The 17,223-nt window shown below is 64.0% G+C and carries 13 protein-coding genes and 6 tRNA genes; 6 read left to right on the top strand and 13 right to left on the bottom strand.

The genetic code is table 11. The features are described 5' to 3' along the window. Positions 1–45 precede the first annotated feature (45 nt). Complete coding sequence (locus tag AC56KW_RS18610; RefSeq protein WP_497172184.1) at positions 46–1,023, top strand: IS1595 family transposase; 978 nt, start codon at positions 46–48, stop codon at positions 1,021–1,023. Between the two features lie 61 nt (positions 1,024–1,084). Here the strand turns inward: AC56KW_RS18610 and AC56KW_RS18605 are convergent, their stop codons facing one another. From AC56KW_RS18605 to apbC, 11 genes are all read right to left on the bottom strand, one after another. Then, positions 1,085–1,660, bottom strand: coding sequence for an elongation factor P (locus AC56KW_RS18605; protein WP_123072262.1), 576 nt, complete (start codon positions 1,658–1,660; stop codon positions 1,085–1,087). 107 nt (positions 1,661–1,767) lie between these two features. Next, entirely contained in the window at positions 1,768–2,943 is a 1,176-nt protein-coding gene (earP, locus tag AC56KW_RS18600) for an elongation factor P maturation arginine rhamnosyltransferase EarP (protein ID WP_497172183.1), read from the bottom strand. A 522-nt stretch (positions 2,944–3,465) separates the two neighbouring features. Beyond that, positions 3,466–3,541: transfer RNA gene (locus AC56KW_RS18595), tRNA-Glu, on the bottom strand. A gap of 118 nt (positions 3,542–3,659) precedes the next feature. Beyond that, positions 3,660–3,735: transfer RNA gene (locus tag AC56KW_RS18590), tRNA-Glu, on the bottom strand. A gap of 73 nt (positions 3,736–3,808) precedes the next feature. Next, a tRNA-Glu gene (locus AC56KW_RS18585) sits at positions 3,809–3,884 on the bottom strand. A 44-nt stretch (positions 3,885–3,928) separates the two neighbouring features. Then, positions 3,929–4,004, bottom strand: a tRNA-Ala gene (locus AC56KW_RS18580). A gap of 87 nt (positions 4,005–4,091) precedes the next feature. Then, positions 4,092–4,167: transfer RNA gene (locus AC56KW_RS18575), tRNA-Glu, on the bottom strand. Between the two features lie 55 nt (positions 4,168–4,222). Beyond that, positions 4,223–4,298: transfer RNA gene (locus AC56KW_RS18570), tRNA-Ala, on the bottom strand. Positions 4,299–4,526: 228 nt separating this feature from the next. Continuing rightward, the gene (gltX, locus tag AC56KW_RS18565) at positions 4,527–5,918 is read right to left on the bottom strand and encodes a glutamate--tRNA ligase (RefSeq protein ID WP_497172157.1); all 1,392 of its coding nucleotides are present in this window, start codon (positions 5,916–5,918) and stop codon (positions 4,527–4,529) included. 141 nt (positions 5,919–6,059) lie between these two features. Then, on the bottom strand, positions 6,060–7,406 hold the full coding sequence (locus AC56KW_RS18560) for an aminotransferase class I/II-fold pyridoxal phosphate-dependent enzyme (protein WP_497172156.1): 1,347 nt from the start codon (positions 7,404–7,406) through the stop codon (positions 6,060–6,062). A gap of 389 nt (positions 7,407–7,795) precedes the next feature. Next, positions 7,796–8,884 (bottom strand): iron-sulfur cluster carrier protein ApbC, encoded by a 1,089-nt coding sequence (gene apbC, locus AC56KW_RS18555; RefSeq protein WP_497172155.1) that lies wholly within the window; start codon positions 8,882–8,884, stop codon positions 7,796–7,798. 151 nt (positions 8,885–9,035) lie between these two features. On the opposite strand from apbC, the gene metG reads away from it, so the two are divergent. From metG to panC, 5 genes are all read left to right on the top strand, one after another. Continuing rightward, on the top strand, positions 9,036–11,192 hold the full coding sequence (gene metG / locus AC56KW_RS18550) for a methionine--tRNA ligase (RefSeq protein ID WP_497172154.1): 2,157 nt from the start codon (positions 9,036–9,038) through the stop codon (positions 11,190–11,192). A 163-nt stretch (positions 11,193–11,355) separates the two neighbouring features. After that, positions 11,356–12,672 carry an enoyl ACP reductase FabMG family protein gene (locus AC56KW_RS18545; RefSeq protein WP_497172153.1) on the top strand — a complete coding sequence of 439 codons (1,317 nt, stop codon included), beginning with the start codon at positions 11,356–11,358 and terminating at the stop codon, positions 12,670–12,672. A 76-nt stretch (positions 12,673–12,748) separates the two neighbouring features. Further along, on the top strand, positions 12,749–12,958 hold the full coding sequence (locus AC56KW_RS18540; protein WP_497172152.1) for a DUF3460 family protein: 210 nt from the start codon (positions 12,749–12,751) through the stop codon (positions 12,956–12,958). 16 nt (positions 12,959–12,974) lie between these two features. Beyond that, a complete protein-coding gene (locus AC56KW_RS18535; RefSeq protein ID WP_497172151.1) occupies positions 12,975–13,838 on the top strand; it encodes a segregation and condensation protein A in 864 nt (287 codons plus the stop codon). A 27-nt stretch (positions 13,839–13,865) separates the two neighbouring features. After that, positions 13,866–14,705, top strand: a complete 840-nt coding sequence (panC, locus tag AC56KW_RS18530) for a pantoate--beta-alanine ligase (protein ID WP_497172150.1) — start codon at positions 13,866–13,868, stop codon at positions 14,703–14,705. 635 nt (positions 14,706–15,340) lie between these two features. On the opposite strand, the gene AC56KW_RS18525 is transcribed toward panC, so the two are convergent. Together AC56KW_RS18525 and cheZ are read right to left on the bottom strand one after the other, a co-directional pair. Then, complete coding sequence (locus AC56KW_RS18525; protein ID WP_497172149.1) at positions 15,341–16,555, bottom strand: EAL and HDOD domain-containing protein; 1,215 nt, start codon at positions 16,553–16,555, stop codon at positions 15,341–15,343. Between the two features lie 25 nt (positions 16,556–16,580). Further along, on the bottom strand, positions 16,581–17,222 hold the full coding sequence (gene cheZ, locus AC56KW_RS18520) for a protein phosphatase CheZ (protein WP_497172148.1): 642 nt from the start codon (positions 17,220–17,222) through the stop codon (positions 16,581–16,583). Position 17,223: the final 1 nt, after the last annotated feature.

Below are 17,223 nucleotides of genomic sequence, written 5' to 3'. Positions count from 1 at the left end.
GCGCCGATCTCAGCCACTGTCGAGTTAACTCATCAGGTGGCAATGATGCAAGGCTTGGTCTTCGAAGAAGTATTTGCCGCGCTGACCTCGCTGCACCTGCATACCGACGAGGTAGCCAGGCTGCGCGCCTGGATCGCGGCCATTGCCCACCCTGGCGAGTGCCTGCACCTCGTCGCCCAGGCGGCGGGCACCCCATGCTGTCCGCATTGCCAGTGTCCCCGTGTCCATCGTTGCGGTGCGGCCAGCGGCCTGCAGCGCTGGCGCTGCCTGGCTTGCCGGCGCAGCTTCAATGCGCTGACGAACACGCCGCTGGCGCGCCTGCGCAAGAAGGCCGCCTGGCTACCGTACCTGCAATGCGTGCTCGATTCGCGCACGGTCCGCGCAGCAGCCGAGCTCATCGGCGTGCACCGCAGCACCAGCTTCCGCTGGCGCCACCGTTTCGTGCCGGGCGCGGCGTGCAAGCGTCCCGCCCGCCTTGAAGGCATGGTCGAGGCGGACGAAACCTATCTGCTCGAATCGCAGAAGGGCGCGCGCCACCTGACGCGTCCCGCGCGGCGGCGCGGCGGCGTGGCGACGCGGCGCGGCATCAGCCGCGAACACGAGTGCCTGCTCGTTGCACGCGACCGGGGCCGGCGGACACTGGACTTTCATACTGGCCGCGGGCCGGTCAGCGCCGTGAAGCTCATCGCCTGCCTGCGGCCTGTGCTGGCGCCGGACGTGGTGTTGATCAGCGATTCGGCGGCCGCTTACCGGGTCTTTGCCGCCGACGCCGGGATCGCGCACGAGGCCGTCAATCTGCGCGCCGGGATCAAGGCGCGCGGCGCGATCCACCTGAATAACGTCAATGGCTGGCATGCCCGCTTCAAGACCTGGATCAAGCGTTTCAATGGCGTCGCCAGTCGCTACCTGGTGAACTATTCGGGCTGGCAGCGCTTCCTGGATGACGGCGCTTTGCGTACGCCAGCGCAATTGCTGGTCGCAATCATCCAGTGCGCAACGTGCCGTCGGAAAGAAACGAATTAACGCGCACAGCGCCCAAAAAAAACGCTGCCGAGGCAGCGTTTTTCCTTTGGAGAGCCAGTGCTTAGTTACGCACGACTTTCTTGTACTCGTTGGTACGGGTGTCGATCTCGATGACGTCGTCCTGGCTCACGAACAGCGGCACCATGATGGTGTGCTGATGGGCTTCGATGGCATTTTCCAGCTTGGCTTCTTTCAGGACGTTGCCCGAAGTATTGCCCTTGACAGCTGGTTCCGAGTAAATGATCTGGCGTGCGATGATGGTCGGCAGTTCAACCGAGATGGCCTTGCCGTCATAGAACACGGCTTCGCATTCCATACCGTCTTTCAGGTAGTGCAGCGCGTCGCCCAGGTTCTCTTCTTCGATTTCGAACTGTTCGTAGTCGGCGTCCATGAAGACGTACAGCGGATCGGCGAAGTACGAGTAGGTGACCGGCTTCTTGTCCAGCACGACCACGTCGAACTTGTCGTCGCCGCGGAACACGTTTTCCAGAGGAGCATTGGTCAGAAGATTCTTCATCTTCCACTTGTAGGTGAAGCCCGTGCGGCTAGAGCCATTGACGTCGGAACGCAGCACGATGAACGGCTTTTCATCGACCATGATGATGTTGCCAACACGAATTTCTTTTGCGGGTTTCATAGATATTTTACGTAAAAAGATAGTTGCATTAAATCATCGCGGGCTGGTGACTGAGAGCCTCGGAACCTGCGTTTGATCGTCGGAATCCGTTAGAAACTAACCGGGCATTATACGCGGTTTTCCTGGGCCTGCCCCAGCTCGCGCACGAAATCGAGCAGCTTCGTCGCCAAATCGCCATGCGCCGTCACATCCTGGCACCAGGTGTCGGCCCGGGCCGTTATGCGCGGCAGCTCGGCCTCCAGCGCCACCCAGGCCGCCGTCCAGTCACCGATCTGGCGCGCGCCGTTCCATCCGAGCATGAAGTCCTCGAGTGCCGGCAACGCCGGGGCATACACCTGCAGGAACGCGCGCAGTTTCTTGTGGTGCAGCGCGTCGTCTTGCGGATAGATATGCCAGATGAAGGGGCGCGCCGCCCACTGTGCGCGCACCCAGGAATCCTCGCCGCGCACGACGTTCAGGTCAGAGGCCCACAACAGCAGGTCGTAGTCCTCCTGCGGCACGAATGGCAGCACCCGCACGGTCAGCCGGCCGCGGGTGGCGCTGGCACCCGCGGCCGCCGCGCCGCCGATGAAGGCCTCGACCGGCTCGCGCGCCACGCCTTCGGGCACCAGGCACAGCGTAGGCTGCGCTGCTAGTTGCCATACCCCGAACAGCGCATCGACCGGCGCATCCGGGTAGCAGAACAGCGAGACCTTGCGCGATGCCGCCTCCGGCCCGGTCACCCCGAAGCGCGCCAGGAAAGCCGCGGCCTGGCCAGGATCGCGCTGGAAGGCGCGACGGCGCGTGTCGAGCCCGGCCTCGCGCAGCAGGCCGCCGGTGCGCTCGTTGAAACCGGGGAAGAAGAAATGCTTGGTCAGCTTCAGGCGCGGGTGCATCGACGGCAGGCGGTGGCAGCCCTCGACCCAGTCCTCGGCCGTCAGGCCCTCATAGTTGATCCATACCGGGCGCGGCATGCGCGCCGCCATCGCCTCCACATAGCCTGGGGGCAATTCGCAGCCGAAGAACTCGATGACGATGTCCGGAATGTCGTCCACGGCATGGGCCTCGTCCTGGCCGCGCCAGTGACACACGGCGACCTCTTGCACGACCTGCTCTTCCCGGGCCGGATCGACTTCCGGACAGATGCGGCGAAAGCTTGCCAGGTCGTCCACCCACAGCGTGACCCTCACCCCATGCTCGTGGCGTAACTGGCGCGCCAGGCGCCAGCAGATGCCGATGTCGCCGTAGTTGTCGACGACCTTGCAGAAAATGGCCAGCGACGGCGCGGAAGAATTCTGGAACATGACGAAGAAGCGGGCCGATCGGGCCTCGTGGGCAGGGGCCGCCATTCTACCGCCATCCGAAAAAATATCCACGAGCACGGTGCAATGCTCCAAGCAACACCTCCCTGCCGGCGCGCGTGTGCGTTATCGCATCGACCAAAAACGAAGTGCGCCAGGAGCGCCAAGCGGCAAATACTTCGCCATTGGCGCCCGGTCGAACGCCTACTGCAGGGACGGCCGCCCGATGAGCGCGGCATCGGCGCTGCGGTCCAGCCCGGGGCGATGCGGCATCCGCTCGTCGCAATGCGGCCATCCGGATGCTGACAATGCGCTGAAATTGCCGCCGCTGGGATGGTGACGACGTTCCGGGGGGGAGACCACCGGCATGGTGACGGCGTTCGGTGAATGTGATGCGCCCGATGGCGGCACTGTTGCCCGACTGCGACCTCGCGATGGCGGCATCGGATAGACAGCGTCCTGCATGAAGCAGCACCAAAAGAAAAACCGGAGCCCCACTCGCGTGGCCGGCTCCGGCTTCCTGTCTGGCGTCCCCACGGGGATTCGAACCCCGGTACTCACCGTGAAAGGGTGATGTCCTAGGCCTCTAGACGATGGGGACCTAAAACTGTACTGCTGCTGCACTCATCCTACACCCATACAGGTGCAAATGTACCAGCAGAATAGAAAAACCGGAGCACCTCTCCGCGCATGCGCGTTGGTCTACTCCGGCTTTAAGCTGGCGTCCCCACGGGGATTCGAACCCCGGTACTCACCGTGAAAGGGTGATGTCCTAGGCCTCTAGACGATGGGGACCTAAAACTGCACAAAACTTAACTACCGACTACCTTGCATGCGCCGCCGCTGGCGCGGCGCACTGCCAAATTCTTGGCGTCCCCACGGGGATTCGAACCCCGGTACTCACCGTGAAAGGGTGATGTCCTAGGCCTCTAGACGATAGGGACCCTAGTAACTTCCGATACTGCGTACTGCTGTTGTTTTTCCTACGTGGTGGAGGTAAGCGGGATCGAACCGCTGACCTCTTGCATGCCATGCAAGCGCTCTCCCAGCTGAGCTATACCCCCTACGGGAAAACAACATTTTACTACACTGTTACTGCTTCGACTAGTGCCGCTTGCGCCGCCTTCGTCCGGTCATCCTTGCCAGTTACCTGGCGTCCCCACGGGGATTCGAACCCCGGTACTCACCGTGAAAGGGTGATGTCCTAGGCCTCTAGACGATAGGGACCGGGAACAACCGATTACTACATTTACTGCTCTGCTATCTACTGCCACTTCAGAGTTGGTGGAGGTAAGCGGGATCGAACCGCTGACCTCTTGCATGCCATGCAAGCGCTCTCCCAGCTGAGCTATACCCCCGCAGCGCTGAAGTGCGAGCATTATATAGGACGCCCTTGCATTTCGCAAACACCGATTTGGCGTTTTTGCAGTGCTCTATCTGGAGCACGATTGAATGACACGTGCGCCATCTTTATCGACCCAACATCCACCGCTGCCCTACTCCCTACCGCCGTTCCGACGCTCATGTCCATCCCATGCAATGAACGCGTGCGCCACAGGCGGTGCGCGCGTTCAGAACACGCAGTATTACAAGCCCTTCTGCACCCGCGCCAGCACGACATCACGCCCGAACAGCTCCAGCACCGCATCGATCGCGGGCGTCTGCAGTTGACCAGTCAACAACAGGCGCAGCGGCATGGCCAGTTGCGGCATCTTGAGGCTGTGGGCAGCCAGCACTTCTTTCATCATGGCGGCCAGCGCCGCCTTGTTCCACTCCACCGTGGCGCAGCGGTCGGCGAAAGTCGCCAGGGCGCCGCGCACTGCTTCGGTCAGGTGCAAGGCCAACAGCTCCGCCTCTGGCTGCGGATCGCGATAGAACAGCATGGCCGCATCGGCCAGCTCGTTGATCGTGCTGACCCGCTCCTTCATGAGCCCCAGCACGGTCGGCAGTGCCGGTGCGCCTTCGAAGCGCGCGCCGTCGCGTTCCAGCTTCGGCAGCGCCAGCTGCGCCAGGCGCTCGTTGTCGCTCGCCTTGATATAGTGGTTGTTCAGCCAGCCCAGCTTTTCCGGGTTGAACTGGGCCGCCGACGCGGTCAGGTGCTCAAGGTTGAACCACTCGGTGAACTGCGCCATCGTGAAGATCTCGTCGTCGCCGTGGCTCCAGCCCAGGCGCGCGAGGTAGTTCAGCATCGCTTCAGGAAGATAGCCCTGCTCCGGGTATTCCATCACGCTCACCGCACCGTGGCGCTTGGACAGCTTCTGGCCGTCGGCGCCCAGGATCATCGGAAGGTGGCCGTATTGCGGCAGTTCGGCGCCGAGCGCGCGCAGGATGTTGATCTGGCGCGGGGTGTTGTTGACGTGGTCGTCGCCGCGCAGCACGTGGGTGATCTTCATGTCCCAGTCGTCGACCGCGACGCAGAAGTTATAGGTGGGCGTGCCGTCCGGACGCGCGATGACCAGGTCGTCCAGCTCCTTGTTCCCGATCGTGATCGGGCCCTTGACCACGTCGGTCCAGGTCACTTCGCCATCGAGCGGATTCTTGAAGCGCACCACCGGCTTGACGCCTTCCGGCACGGCCGGCAACGTCTTGCCCGGCTCCGGACGCCAGGTACCGTCGTAGCGCGGCTTTTCGCCGGCCGCCCGCATGCGCTCGCGCATCGCCTCGACTTCGTCGGGCGAGCAGTAGCACAGGTAGGCGGTGCCGGCTTCCAGCATGCCCTTGACCACTTCGCGGTAGCGGTCCATGCGGTGCATCTGGTAGAACGGGCCTTCGTCGTGCTCCAGGCCCAGCCACTTCATGCCGTCCAGGATTGCCTGCACCGCTTCAGGGGTCGAGCGTTCGAGGTCGGTGTCTTCGATGCGCAGGATGAAGGTGCCGCCGAAGTGGCGGGCGTAGGCCCAGGAATACAGCGCGGTGCGCGCGCCGCCGAGGTGGAGGTAGCCGGTCGGGCTGGGAGCGAATCGGGTGCGGACGGTCATGGCGGAAAGCAATCAGGTAAAAGGCGTATTCTACCCCGTTGCCCTGCACGCGGCAGCATCGCTCAGTCGCCTGCCGGTCGCCCCATGCGCGCGTCCGTCTCCAGCTGGAGGAGCACAATAGCCGCCTGCGGCGGCTCGCGCTCAGCCACGATGGCGAGCCTGGCACGCCGGGAGCGCCGGACGTTCCACGCTGGCGCCGGCGCAGGCATTGGCGACCAGGCTGGCGCCGCGGCGCAGCTGGGCCATCAACTGCAGCCGCAGCCGCGCCGCGCCGAGCGGCGCGCGCGGGAACTCGGCCGGATCGACGAACACCGACTCGCGCGCCAGCAGCATGCCGGCCACCCGCGCCACGGCTTCGGAGCCGATCCACACCGGCACGATCGGCGATGGCCCGCCCAGGCACTGCAGTCCCGAACATGTCAACAGCACGCGCATCTCGACCGCGTTGCGCAGCAGCTCCGCGCGCAAGCCATCGCCCTCGCCGGACGCCGCGATGCGCAGGCTCTCCGACGCCACCGCCGCCTGCACCGGCGACAGCGCGTTCGAGAACCTATGCGGCCGGGCGTACAGCTGCAACTGGCGCCGCGCCGCCTGGCTGGCGCAGGCGACGAAGCCGCCATTGGTGGCGAAAGTCCTGGAAAAGCTGCCCATCACGATGTCGACCTTTCCCTGCATGCGCTGGCTGGCGATGACGCCACCCCCGCCCTGCCCCAGCGCGCCCAGGTCGTGGGCCACGGCGACCAGCAGGGTCGCGCCGTATTCGCGGCAAAGGTGCTGCAACAGCGGCAGGTCGGGACTGCCGGCATCCATGCTGAACAGGCCCTCGGTCACCACCACGACCGCGTTGACCGCGTCGCTCGCGCGGATGCGCGCCAGCAGTTCACGCACGTGGTCGCAGTCGAGATGGCGGTGCACCAGCACGTTGCGGGTGGCACAGGCGGCGCCCTGGCGCAGCGAGGCGTGAGCCAGGGAGTCGATCACGACGTGGTCAAGCAAGTGCACCAGGGCCGTGATGGCGCCGAACGCCGCCGCCCGGCCGGTAGGGAACAGGACCGGCTGGCCCAGGCCGAGCAGCTCGCCGAGCGCGCCTTCGAGTGCCTGCGAATAGCGTGTATTGCCGGGCATGGCGGCCGAACCGGCGCTGTGCGGCCCGGCGCCGTGCAACGCGCGCCGGGCCGCCTCGTGCACCGCCGGGTGGGCGGCCAGCGACAAGTAGTCATGAGACGCGAAATTGATGCCGCGCGCCGGCGCCTCGCCGTCGGCGGCCACGCTGGCCAGTGGTCCGGGCGGGCCATCCAGCACCCTGCCATACGGCCACACCCCGTGGCCCGCGCGCAGCGCCACCCAGGCTTCGAGCGCGCCGCCGCGGCGCAGCAGGTCGGGTCCGCGCGGCTGGGCGTCCGTGTCGACATTACCGTCCAGGGCGCCGGAGACGCCGCGGGCGGCCGGGTCGCGCGCGGGGTCGAAAGGAATCGGTTCGTTTTGCACGGGGATCCTCCTGCTGCACATCGACAATGGCATTCATGGGCATGACAAGTGTTCGCACCAGCCCCACGGCGCGGCCGGCGGCGCGATGGACGGCGCGGGCGGTCGCTGCGGCGGCGACGCCCAGGCAGCGCCCGCGCCACCGCCGTGTGCTGTCGTCGCTCAGGGGTTTGCCGGCTACGTAGCCGCACACTTGCCGTGGACGCTCAAGCGCAAAGTGTACGTAGGGAATTTCCTAAGGACTTTATTCTCAAACAGATTGTTGGCAGGAAATTACTGATCGACGAGGCATTACCGGCATACGAAATGCATGACGCGCGCCAGCAACGAGTACTGGCGCGCGTCAGTGCGAAGCGCGATACGGGCGGATCGGGGGGTGGCGCCCCGCCGAATCAGTCGTTCTTGACGACGATGCTCGGGAACTTGCTGCTCATGTCCTTGGCTTTTTCGGCGATCTTGACTGCGACCTTGCGGGCGATCTGCTTGTACACGGCGGCGACCTGGCCTTCCGGATCGGCGACCACGGTCGGACGGCCGGCGTCGGCCTGTTCGCGGATCGACAGGGTCAGCGGCAGTGCGCCCAGGAAGTCGACGCCGAAGTCGGCGCACATCTTCTCGCCGCCGCCGTGGCCGAAGATCGCCTCGGTATGGCCGCAGTTGGTGCAGGTGTGGGTGCTCATGTTCTCGACCACGCCCAGGATCGGAATGCCGACCTTCTCGAACATTTTCAGGCCCTTGCGCGCGTCGAGCAGGGCGATGTCTTGCGGCGTGGTGACGATCACGGCGCCGGTGACCGGTACTTTTTGCGACAGGGTCAGCTGGATATCGCCGGTGCCCGGAGGCATGTCGACGATCAGGTAGTCCAGGTCGCGCCAGTTGGTTTGCTCGAGCAACTGCTGCAGGGCGCCGCTGGCCATCGGGCCGCGCCACACCATCGGCTCGTCGGGGTCGATCATGAAGCCGACCGACGATACCTGGATGCCATGGTTCTCGAGCGGTTCCATGGTCTTGTTGTCATGGCTGAGCGGACGGCCGGATACGCCCAGCATCATCGGCTGCGATGGACCGTAGATGTCGGCGTCCAGGATGCCGACACTGGCGCCTTCGGCGGACAGGGCCAGGGCCAGGTTGACGGCCGTGGTCGATTTGCCGACACCACCCTTGCCCGAGGCGACGGCGATGATGTTCTTGACGTTCGGCATCAGCTTCATGCCACGCTGCACGGTGTGCGACACGATCTTGCTGTAGGCGCGGATGGCGACGCCTTCGACGCCGGGCAGTTCCAGCACGGCGGCGGCGGCCATGCCGCGCAGCATTTCTACCTGGCTGGCGGCCGGGTAGCCCAGCTCCAGTTCGAAGGACACTTGCGCGCCTTCGATCTTGATGTTCTTGACCGACTTGGTCGTGACAAAATCTCTTTGGGTGTTAGGATCGATGACTTCCGACAAAGCGGTCTTGACGTCGTTCTCAGTGATGCTCATGGTGCTCTCCGGGTGATATTGGGGCGAAGTGTAGCGCAAAACGGCCCGCGCGCTGGTCCGGAGGGCCCAAAGTCGGGCTATACCCCCTGAGCGTTTAGGGCCATCCACTGGTAAAATGCTTCTTTTCATATAACCCGAGCGTTTCGAGACCATGACCCGCAAGCTGTTCGTTACCACTGCACTGCCCTACGCCAATGCTGCCTTCCATATCGGCCACATGATGGAATACATCCAGGCCGACATCTGGGTCCGCTTCCAGCGAATGCAGCGTGACAACGGCCAAGCGCGCGAAGTGCATTTCGTCTGCGCCGACGATACCCACGGCACGCCGATCATGATCGCGGCCGAAAAGGAAGGCATCACGCCGCAGGAATTCGTGGCCAAGATCGCCGCCGGCCGTCCGCAATACCTGGACGGCTTCCATATCGCCTTCGACAACTGGTACTCGACCGACTCGCCGGAAAACGTCGAGCTGTCGCAGGGCATCTACCGCAAGCTGCGCGATGCCGGCCTGATCGTCACCAAGACCGTCGACCGCTTCTACGATACCGCCAAGGGCATGTTCCTGGCCGACCGCAATATCAAGGGCGAATGCCCGGTTTGCCACGCCAAGGACCAGTATGGCGACAATTGCGAAGTCTGCGGAGCCGCCTACCAGCCGACCGAACTGATCAATCCGTTCTCGGTGTTTACCGGCTCGACACCGGTGCTCAAGCCGTCCGAGCAGTATTTCTTCAAGCTGTCCGACCCACGCTGCTTCACCTTCCTGAAGGAATGGCTGAACACTCCGGGCCGCCTGCAGCCCGAGATGGTCAACAAGGTGTCGGAATGGCTGGGCGAAGAAGGCGAAAAACTGGCCGACTGGGACATCTCGCGCGACGCGCCCTACTTCGGCATCCCGATTCCGGATGCGCCGGGTAAATTCTTCTATGTGTGGCTGGACGCGCCGGTCGGCTACCTGGCCAGCCTGAAAAACTACTTCGAGAAACAAGGCCAGGACTTCGACGCCTTCCTCAACGACCCGAATGCCGAGCAGCTGCACTTCATCGGCAAGGATATCGTATCCTTCCACCTGCTGTTCTGGCCGGCGATGCTGAACTTCTCGGGCCACCCGATCATCGACAAGCTGAAAGTCGCGGTGCACGGCCACCTGACGGTCAACAACGAAAAAATGTCCAAGTCGCGCGGTACCGGTATTTCGCCGCTGCGCTACCTCGAACTGGGCATGAATCCGGAATGGCTGCGCTACTACCTGGCCTTCAAACTGAACGCCAAGGTCGAGGACCTGGACTTCAACGGCGACGACTTCGTGGCCCGCGTGAACAGCGACCTGATCGGCAAATACGTCAATATCGCCAGCCGCTGCGCCGGCTTCATCGCCAAGCGCTTCGACGGCAAGCTGGCCGACAGCCTGTCGCAGAGCGCGCGCGACACGATCTGCAAGGCCTTGATGTCCGATGGCGCCGAGCGCCAGACCAGCATCGCCGCCGCTTTCGAGGCGCGCGAATACGGCCGCGCCCTGCGCGAGATCATGGAAATCGCCGACGTCATCAACCAGTACGTCGACGAGCACAAGCCGTGGCTGCTGGCCAAGGACGAGAGCAAAACCGCCGAGCTGCACGATGTGTGCACCACGGCGCTCATCCTGTTCCGCCAGCTGACCATCATGATGGCGCCGGTGCTGCCGAACGTGGCCGCACGCGTGACCGAGTTCCTGGGCGATGCCGAATTGAGCTGGGTGGACACGCATGGCGCCGCCGTCTACGAAACCATGCTCGGCCGCACCATCGGCGCCTACAACCACCTGATGCAGCGCGTCGATGCCAAGATGGTCGAGAACCTGTTCGACAAGCCGGCCGGCACCCCGGCCGCTGCCCCTGCAGTTGCAGCGCCCGCGCCGAAGGCCGCGACGGCGCAAACGCCGAAGACCGGGTCGGCCGGCGACAGCGATATCGAAGACCTGGCCCCGGAAATCTCGATCGACGATTTCACCAAGATCGACCTGCGCGTGGCCAGGATCGTCAATTGCGAACACGTGGAAGGGTCGAGCAAGCTGCTGCGCCTGACCCTGGACGTGGGCGAAGGCCGTCACCGCAATGTATTCTCGGGCATCAAGTCGGCGTACCAGCCGGAAGACCTGATCGGCAAGCTGACCGTGCTGGTGGCCAACCTGGCGCCGCGCAAGATGAAGTTCGGGGTGTCCGAGGGCATGGTACTGTGCGCGTCGGCAGCCGACGAGAAGACCCACCCGGGCCTGTACCTGCTGGACCCGATGCCGGGCGCGACGCCAGGCATGCGCATCCGCTGAATCGTGAAGGAATGAGGCCTCTCCGGCGTCGGCATGGCCGGCGCTAGAGCGGCCTCATGCAAGACTCGGGAAGCATTCCCGAGCTTGTGGCGTGTGTGTACAATGCCATGTTTTAAATATGACAAAACGCCGCTACAAACTCTTTTGATAGGTAGCTAATAATATGACCGATTTGAATCCTCTCCGCCATATCCCCGAAGCCAATGTGTTCCGTAAGGGCGACGTCTTCGTCCTGTTCGGTGAACTGTTCGGCCGCGGCTATGTGAACGGCCTGATCGACCAGGCGCGCGCCGCCGGCATGACCATCGTCGGCGTCACCGTCGGCCGCCGCGACGACACCGGCGCCCTGCGCCAGCTGAACGACGAAGAACTGGCCGAAGCGGAAGAGAAACTGGGTGGCCGCATCATCAACGTGCCGCTGATGGCCGGCTTCGACATGGACGCCCCGGAAGGTGAACAGAACCCGACCGAGATGCTGTCGGGTATCACCCTGAAGAACTGGCAGGAAGAAAAGCTGGACTGGGAACGCATCGAGCGCTGCCGCGAAGCCGGCGTGCGCCGCTTTACCACCTCGGCGGCCGCCGTGATGGCGGACATCGACAAGCTGGTGCCGGAAGGCGCCAACGTCTTCTTCGCCCACACGATGGCGGGCGGCATCCCCAAGATCAAGGCCTTCCTGGCCATTGCCAACCGCATCTATAAAGGCCGCGGCGAGCGCTTCATGTCCTCGCGCGCCCTGCTCGACAGCGACCTGGGCAAATTGATCCTGATGAACTTCGACGAAGTCTCGGCCAACACGCTCAAGTACCTGATCGATGCGTCGGGCCCGATCCGCGAACGCGTGACCCGGGCCGGCGGCGAAGTGCGCTACACCGCCTATGGTTATCACGGCACCGAGATCCTGATCCAGGACCAGTACCAGTGGCAGACCTACACCAACTACACCCAGGGCTACGCGAAGATGCGCCTGGAATCGATCGCCGAGGCGGCCTGGAAAGGCGGCGTGCTCGCGACGGTGTTCAACTGCCCGGAAATCCGCACCAATTCGTCCGACATTTTCGTGGGCGTCGAGCTGTCGCTGTTCCCGCTGCTGCGCGCCCTCAAGCGCGAAGGCGGCGGCGCCTGGGCCGATGAACAGTGGCGTATCTGCGAAGAGCTGCTGGGCGAAGGCACGTCGCTGCAACAGCTGCTCGACACGATCGAGGGCTACAATAACGATGCGACCAGCGCCACCTTCCGCAACTTCGAGGCTTGGCCGATGGACAACACTCCAGAGCTGGCGGAAGTCATGATCGGCACCTCGGAAGCCATTACCGCCCTGCACAAGGACAAGAAGGCGCTGATTACCGACCACCTGTCGAGCCTGGTGCTGGAAAGCGCCGGTCCGCTGATGTTCCATGGCGCGTCGGAAAAAATCGCGCCGGTGCTGTGGCTCAACCACGACATCATCGCCCGTCAGCTGAACGCGTTGCACAAGTAAGACTTGACGCCGGCGGCGCGTGGCACAAGAATCTGCCCCGTCGCCGGCACCCAGCCGCATTTATTTAAAGCGAATCATGATCTTCTCGAAAAAACACGTGATGTACGAATCCGAGCACACCAAGTTCATCTCGGAACTGAAGAAGCAGAACCCGCACCTCGACGCAGGCCAGGTCGCCGGCCGCGCCCTGCTGTGGGACAAAGAGCCGGTCTCGCTCGACGAGCAGGCCCGCGTCGAGGAATCGCGCCTGCGCCAGCAAGCCTACCCATACCAGAACAAGGTCTGAGGACGGGAGCGCGCGCATGACGCCCCAAGCCGAGGGGCATGATTTGCCCCTCGATGCCGCCGTGGACACCGAGCATGCCGCGCCGCCATCCCTGCCGCAAGACGCCGCGCTCGCGCGCCTGTATGGCGAGCCGCTGACGCGCCTGCCGAACGACCTGTACATCCCGCCAGACGCGCTCGAGATCTTCCTTGACGCCTTCGAAGGTCCGCTCGACCTGCTGCTGTACCTGATCCGCAGGCAGAACTTCAACATCCTCGATATTCCGATGGCGCAGGTGACCCTGCAATATCTCGTGTACGTCGAACAAATCCGCAAGAGCAACCTCGAGTTGGCGGCGGAATACCTGTTGATGGCCGCGATGCTGATCGAGATCAAATCCCGCATGCTGTTGCCCAAGCGCCAGGACGACCTGGTCGAGGATGCCGGCGACCCGCGCGCGGAGCTGGTACGCCGCCTGCTGGACTACGAGCAGATCAAGAGCGCTGCCGTGGCGCTGGGTAATGTGCCGCAAGAAGGCCGCGATTTCGTCCGGCCCCAGTTGTTCGTGGAACAGGGCCTGGCCCCTTCCCTGCCGGATGTCGATCCCTGGGACTTGCAGCGCGCCTGGCTTGACGTCCTGCGCCGGGCCAAGCTGACCCAGCACCACCGCATCGGCCGCCAGGAACTGTCGGTGCGCGAGCACATGTCGGCCATCCTGCGCACGCTGCAATCGCAGCGCTTCGTCGAATTCGGCGACCTGTTCGCCGGCCAGCACACCGTTCCGATCGTGGTAGTACACTTTGTCGCCATGCTCGAATTGGCAAAAGAAACATTGATTGAAATTACACAGGCCGAGCCTTTTGCGCCGATCTACGTGCGCCTGGCCTATTCACCGGCGTAAAGCCGGTTTATTCTCACCCGCTCACCCATGAAAATCATTTCTTCCATTGACGAATTGCGCGACCAGTTGCGCGGCCAGTTGCGCACCGCCTTCGTGCCGACGATGGGCAACCTGCACGAGGGCCACCTGTCGCTGATGCGCCTCGCGCGCCGCCATGGCGATCCGGTAGTCGCCTCGATCTTCGTCAACCGCCTGCAGTTCGGCCCGAACGAGGATTTCGACAAATATCCGCGCACTTTCCAGGAAGACGTGGCCAAGCTGGAAAAAGAAGGCGTGTATGTCCTGTTCGCACCGACCGAAAAAGACCTGTACCCGGAGCCGCAAGAGTACCGCGTCTCCCCACCCGACGGCCTGGGCAATACGCTGGAAGGCGAATTCCGTCCCGGTTTCTTCGGCGGCGTATGCACCGTGGTGACCAAGCTGTTCTCCTGCGTGCAGCCGCGGGTGGCCGTGTTCGGCAAGAAGGATTACCAGCAACTCATGATCGTGCGCAATATGGCGCGCCAGTTCGCGATGCCGACCGAAATCATCGGCGCCGAGACTTTCCGCGCCGAAGACGGCCTGGCCCTGTCCTCGCGCAATGGCTACCTGTCGAGCGGCGAACGCGCCGAGGCGCCTGCGCTGTACCAGAACCTGAACGTGGTAGCCAACAGCATCCGCGGCGGCGAGCATGATATCGGCGACGTCGAGGCGCGCGCCATGGCGGCGCTGGCACAGCGCGGCTGGAAACCCGACTATATCTCGGTGCGCAAGCGCATCGACCTGCAAGCACCTGCTGCGGCCGATGTCGAGCGTGGCGAACCGCTGGTCGTGCTCGCCGCCGCCAAACTGGGCAATACTCGCCTGATCGACAACCTGGAAATCTGATCGACGCCAAAGCTGCACAGCTGATATCGGAGAGCGTTCAAGGCTGGCGTGCGTGGCCGGCCGCACCGGTGCCGGCGCCCTTTTCCGCGCACTGCGTGGTATCGACACGCCGGTCGACACGCCGGGTCGACACGCCGGTCGGGGCCAACCATAGGACCAGCTCCGGCTTGCCCGGCAAGCAGTACGAACTTCCTTTGTACGATTTTCTCGCAGGGCGTCGGCATGCGCGCTGCGCCGGAACAGTGCGTCGGGCTGCACGTTGACGAGAAGCTGGCTGGCGTACGGCTGGAACCAGGACCGGTGCTGGTGGCCGATCTCGCGGTGCGGCTGAGCGGCCTTTCCGGACTTTCCCCCTCGGCCGGCAGATCGGGTGCGGCCTCGTGAATGTTTCGATCCGGTTGCAGCAGACGCTGGAGCGGTTTGTCGCGACCGGCCAGTCCGACCTAAGACCAACGGGTCGGCGGCTGCGCCGCCCACCCTGCGTATGCAAGCTGGTCACGCCGCGTCGGGCATGCGTTTCCTGCAGCTCGGCCTGGTAAAAGGCATCGCTCGCCGCCTTGCCGATGTCGATGTCGATGTCGATGTCGAGCACTGCTGCAGACATGCCAGGACCGTCGATGTCCGGACGTATGAAACTAGGCCTCGACCGCCACGCTCTGGGCCCAGGCCAGCGCCGACAGGTGCGCCTGATTGACTTCCGAAGGACTGATCTCGAGCGTATCGGCGAGCGACGCCACCAGCGTCGAATTGAGTTCGCACGCCTCGGCCAGCGCCAGATACGGACCATACCGCCCTTCGCGCCGCCGCAAGGCCTGCACGACCCCGTCCGGCAACTGGATGGTCTCGAGTACCTCATCCATCGGCAGCCCCAGCAGCCGGTCAAGCAGCGAGAACATCCCCGCCACGAACAGGTTCTCGGCCTCTCCCTTGCCCAGGAATTTTTGTCCCAGCAACTCAGCGAGGCGACCGCGGACGACCGCCGTCTCCATCAGCACCGGCGAGTAACCACTGGAACTGGCCGTGGCCAGGAGCAGCACCAGCCAGCGATACAGCGGCGCATACCCCAGCAGTGAGATCGCCTGGCGCAGCGAATTGACCTCGCGGCCCGCCCCGAAGCCGGCGGTATTGATATAGCGCAGCAGTTTGTAAGTCAGCGCCGGATCGCGTTTCAGGACGCTCTCGAGCTTGGGCACGTCTTCATTGGCCTGCACCAGCTGCATCAGTTGCAGGATGATACTCTGGGCCGGATTCATGCCCTTGACCGGATTGCCCGGCCGCGGCGTCAGGTGCAGCTTGCCCACGAATGCGTCGAGCCCGAGCGCGGCGCAGGCATCGAAGTCGGCCCAACTGCCCACCGGCCGTCCCACCATGCGCAGCGCCGAATGCTTGGCGGCGGCGTAGGTGCGGGCCTGGTCGGCCACGTTGGCGCCGGTAAAGCGCACCTCGAGATAGGAAGCGTAAGGCGACAGGTTACGCCCCAGCAGGTTGATGTCGCAGCCGCGGATCGCCACGCCAACGCCGCCGGCGCGCACGGCCTGGACGGCGGAGCGCACGTCGAGGTCGATCAGCTGGCGGATATCGAAGGTGAGGACGGTGCGTTCAGGTGGCAGCGCGTGCAGGGCGTCGAGCGACAGCATGCCTGGAACGGCGTCCAGGAACAGGATCTTGTCGCGCAGCAGCCAGCCATGTTCTTCATGGTTGACGTGCTGGGCCACGAAACCGACCAGCCCCTCCAGGTCCTGGTCGGTGGGAATACGGCCGTCGTGCTGTTGCCACGACAGCTCATAGCCGAGCACGCGCTGCCGGGGATCGAGCAGCGGCTCGCGGACGATGAAATTGGTGCGATGCATGGGGGCGCCGTGAATGAGCGCTGGCCTAGAATCCGAGACTGTCGAGCAGGTCGTCGACCTGGCCCTGGTTGGCCACGACTTCGGTGCCGGCCGGCTTGATCTGCGGGCCGTTCAACAGACCGTTGTCCAGTTCGCGCTTGATTTCGCTCGGCGCGAAATCGATCAGCACCTGCACCAGCTGCTTCTCGAGGTTCTGGGCGATGCCGGTGATGCGGCCAATCACCTGGCCGGTCAGGTCCTGGAAATCCTGGGCCATCATGATGTTCATCAGCTCGGCGCGGGTGGCCACGGCGGAAGTAGAGGCTTCGCCGAGGCCGGCGATCGTGCGCTGGGCCATCTCGCGCCATTCGGCTTCGCTGGCGCCCTTGTCCAGCAGCGCCTGCCAAGCGGTGGCAAGCTCGGCCGAACTCGCCTCGATGCCGTCCTGCAGGGGGCTGGCGGCATCGGTTGCATCCAGCACCTTCTTGGCGGCCTGTTCCGACAGGCGCGCCACGTAGTCGAGGCGGTCGCGCGCATCGGGGATGTCGCTGGCCGCTTTTTCGATCAGCTTGTCGAGTCCCAGTCCGCGCAGGCTTTCGTGCAGCGCACGCGTCATGTGGCCGATCCGGCTCAGTACCTCTTCATGCGAGGCCCCGCCAGCGTCATGCGCCGAGCTCATGTCACCCATA

Source organism: Telluria sp. RT2P19 (assembly GCF_059685725.1).
This window is presented reverse-complemented; position numbering and strand designations above follow the sequence as displayed.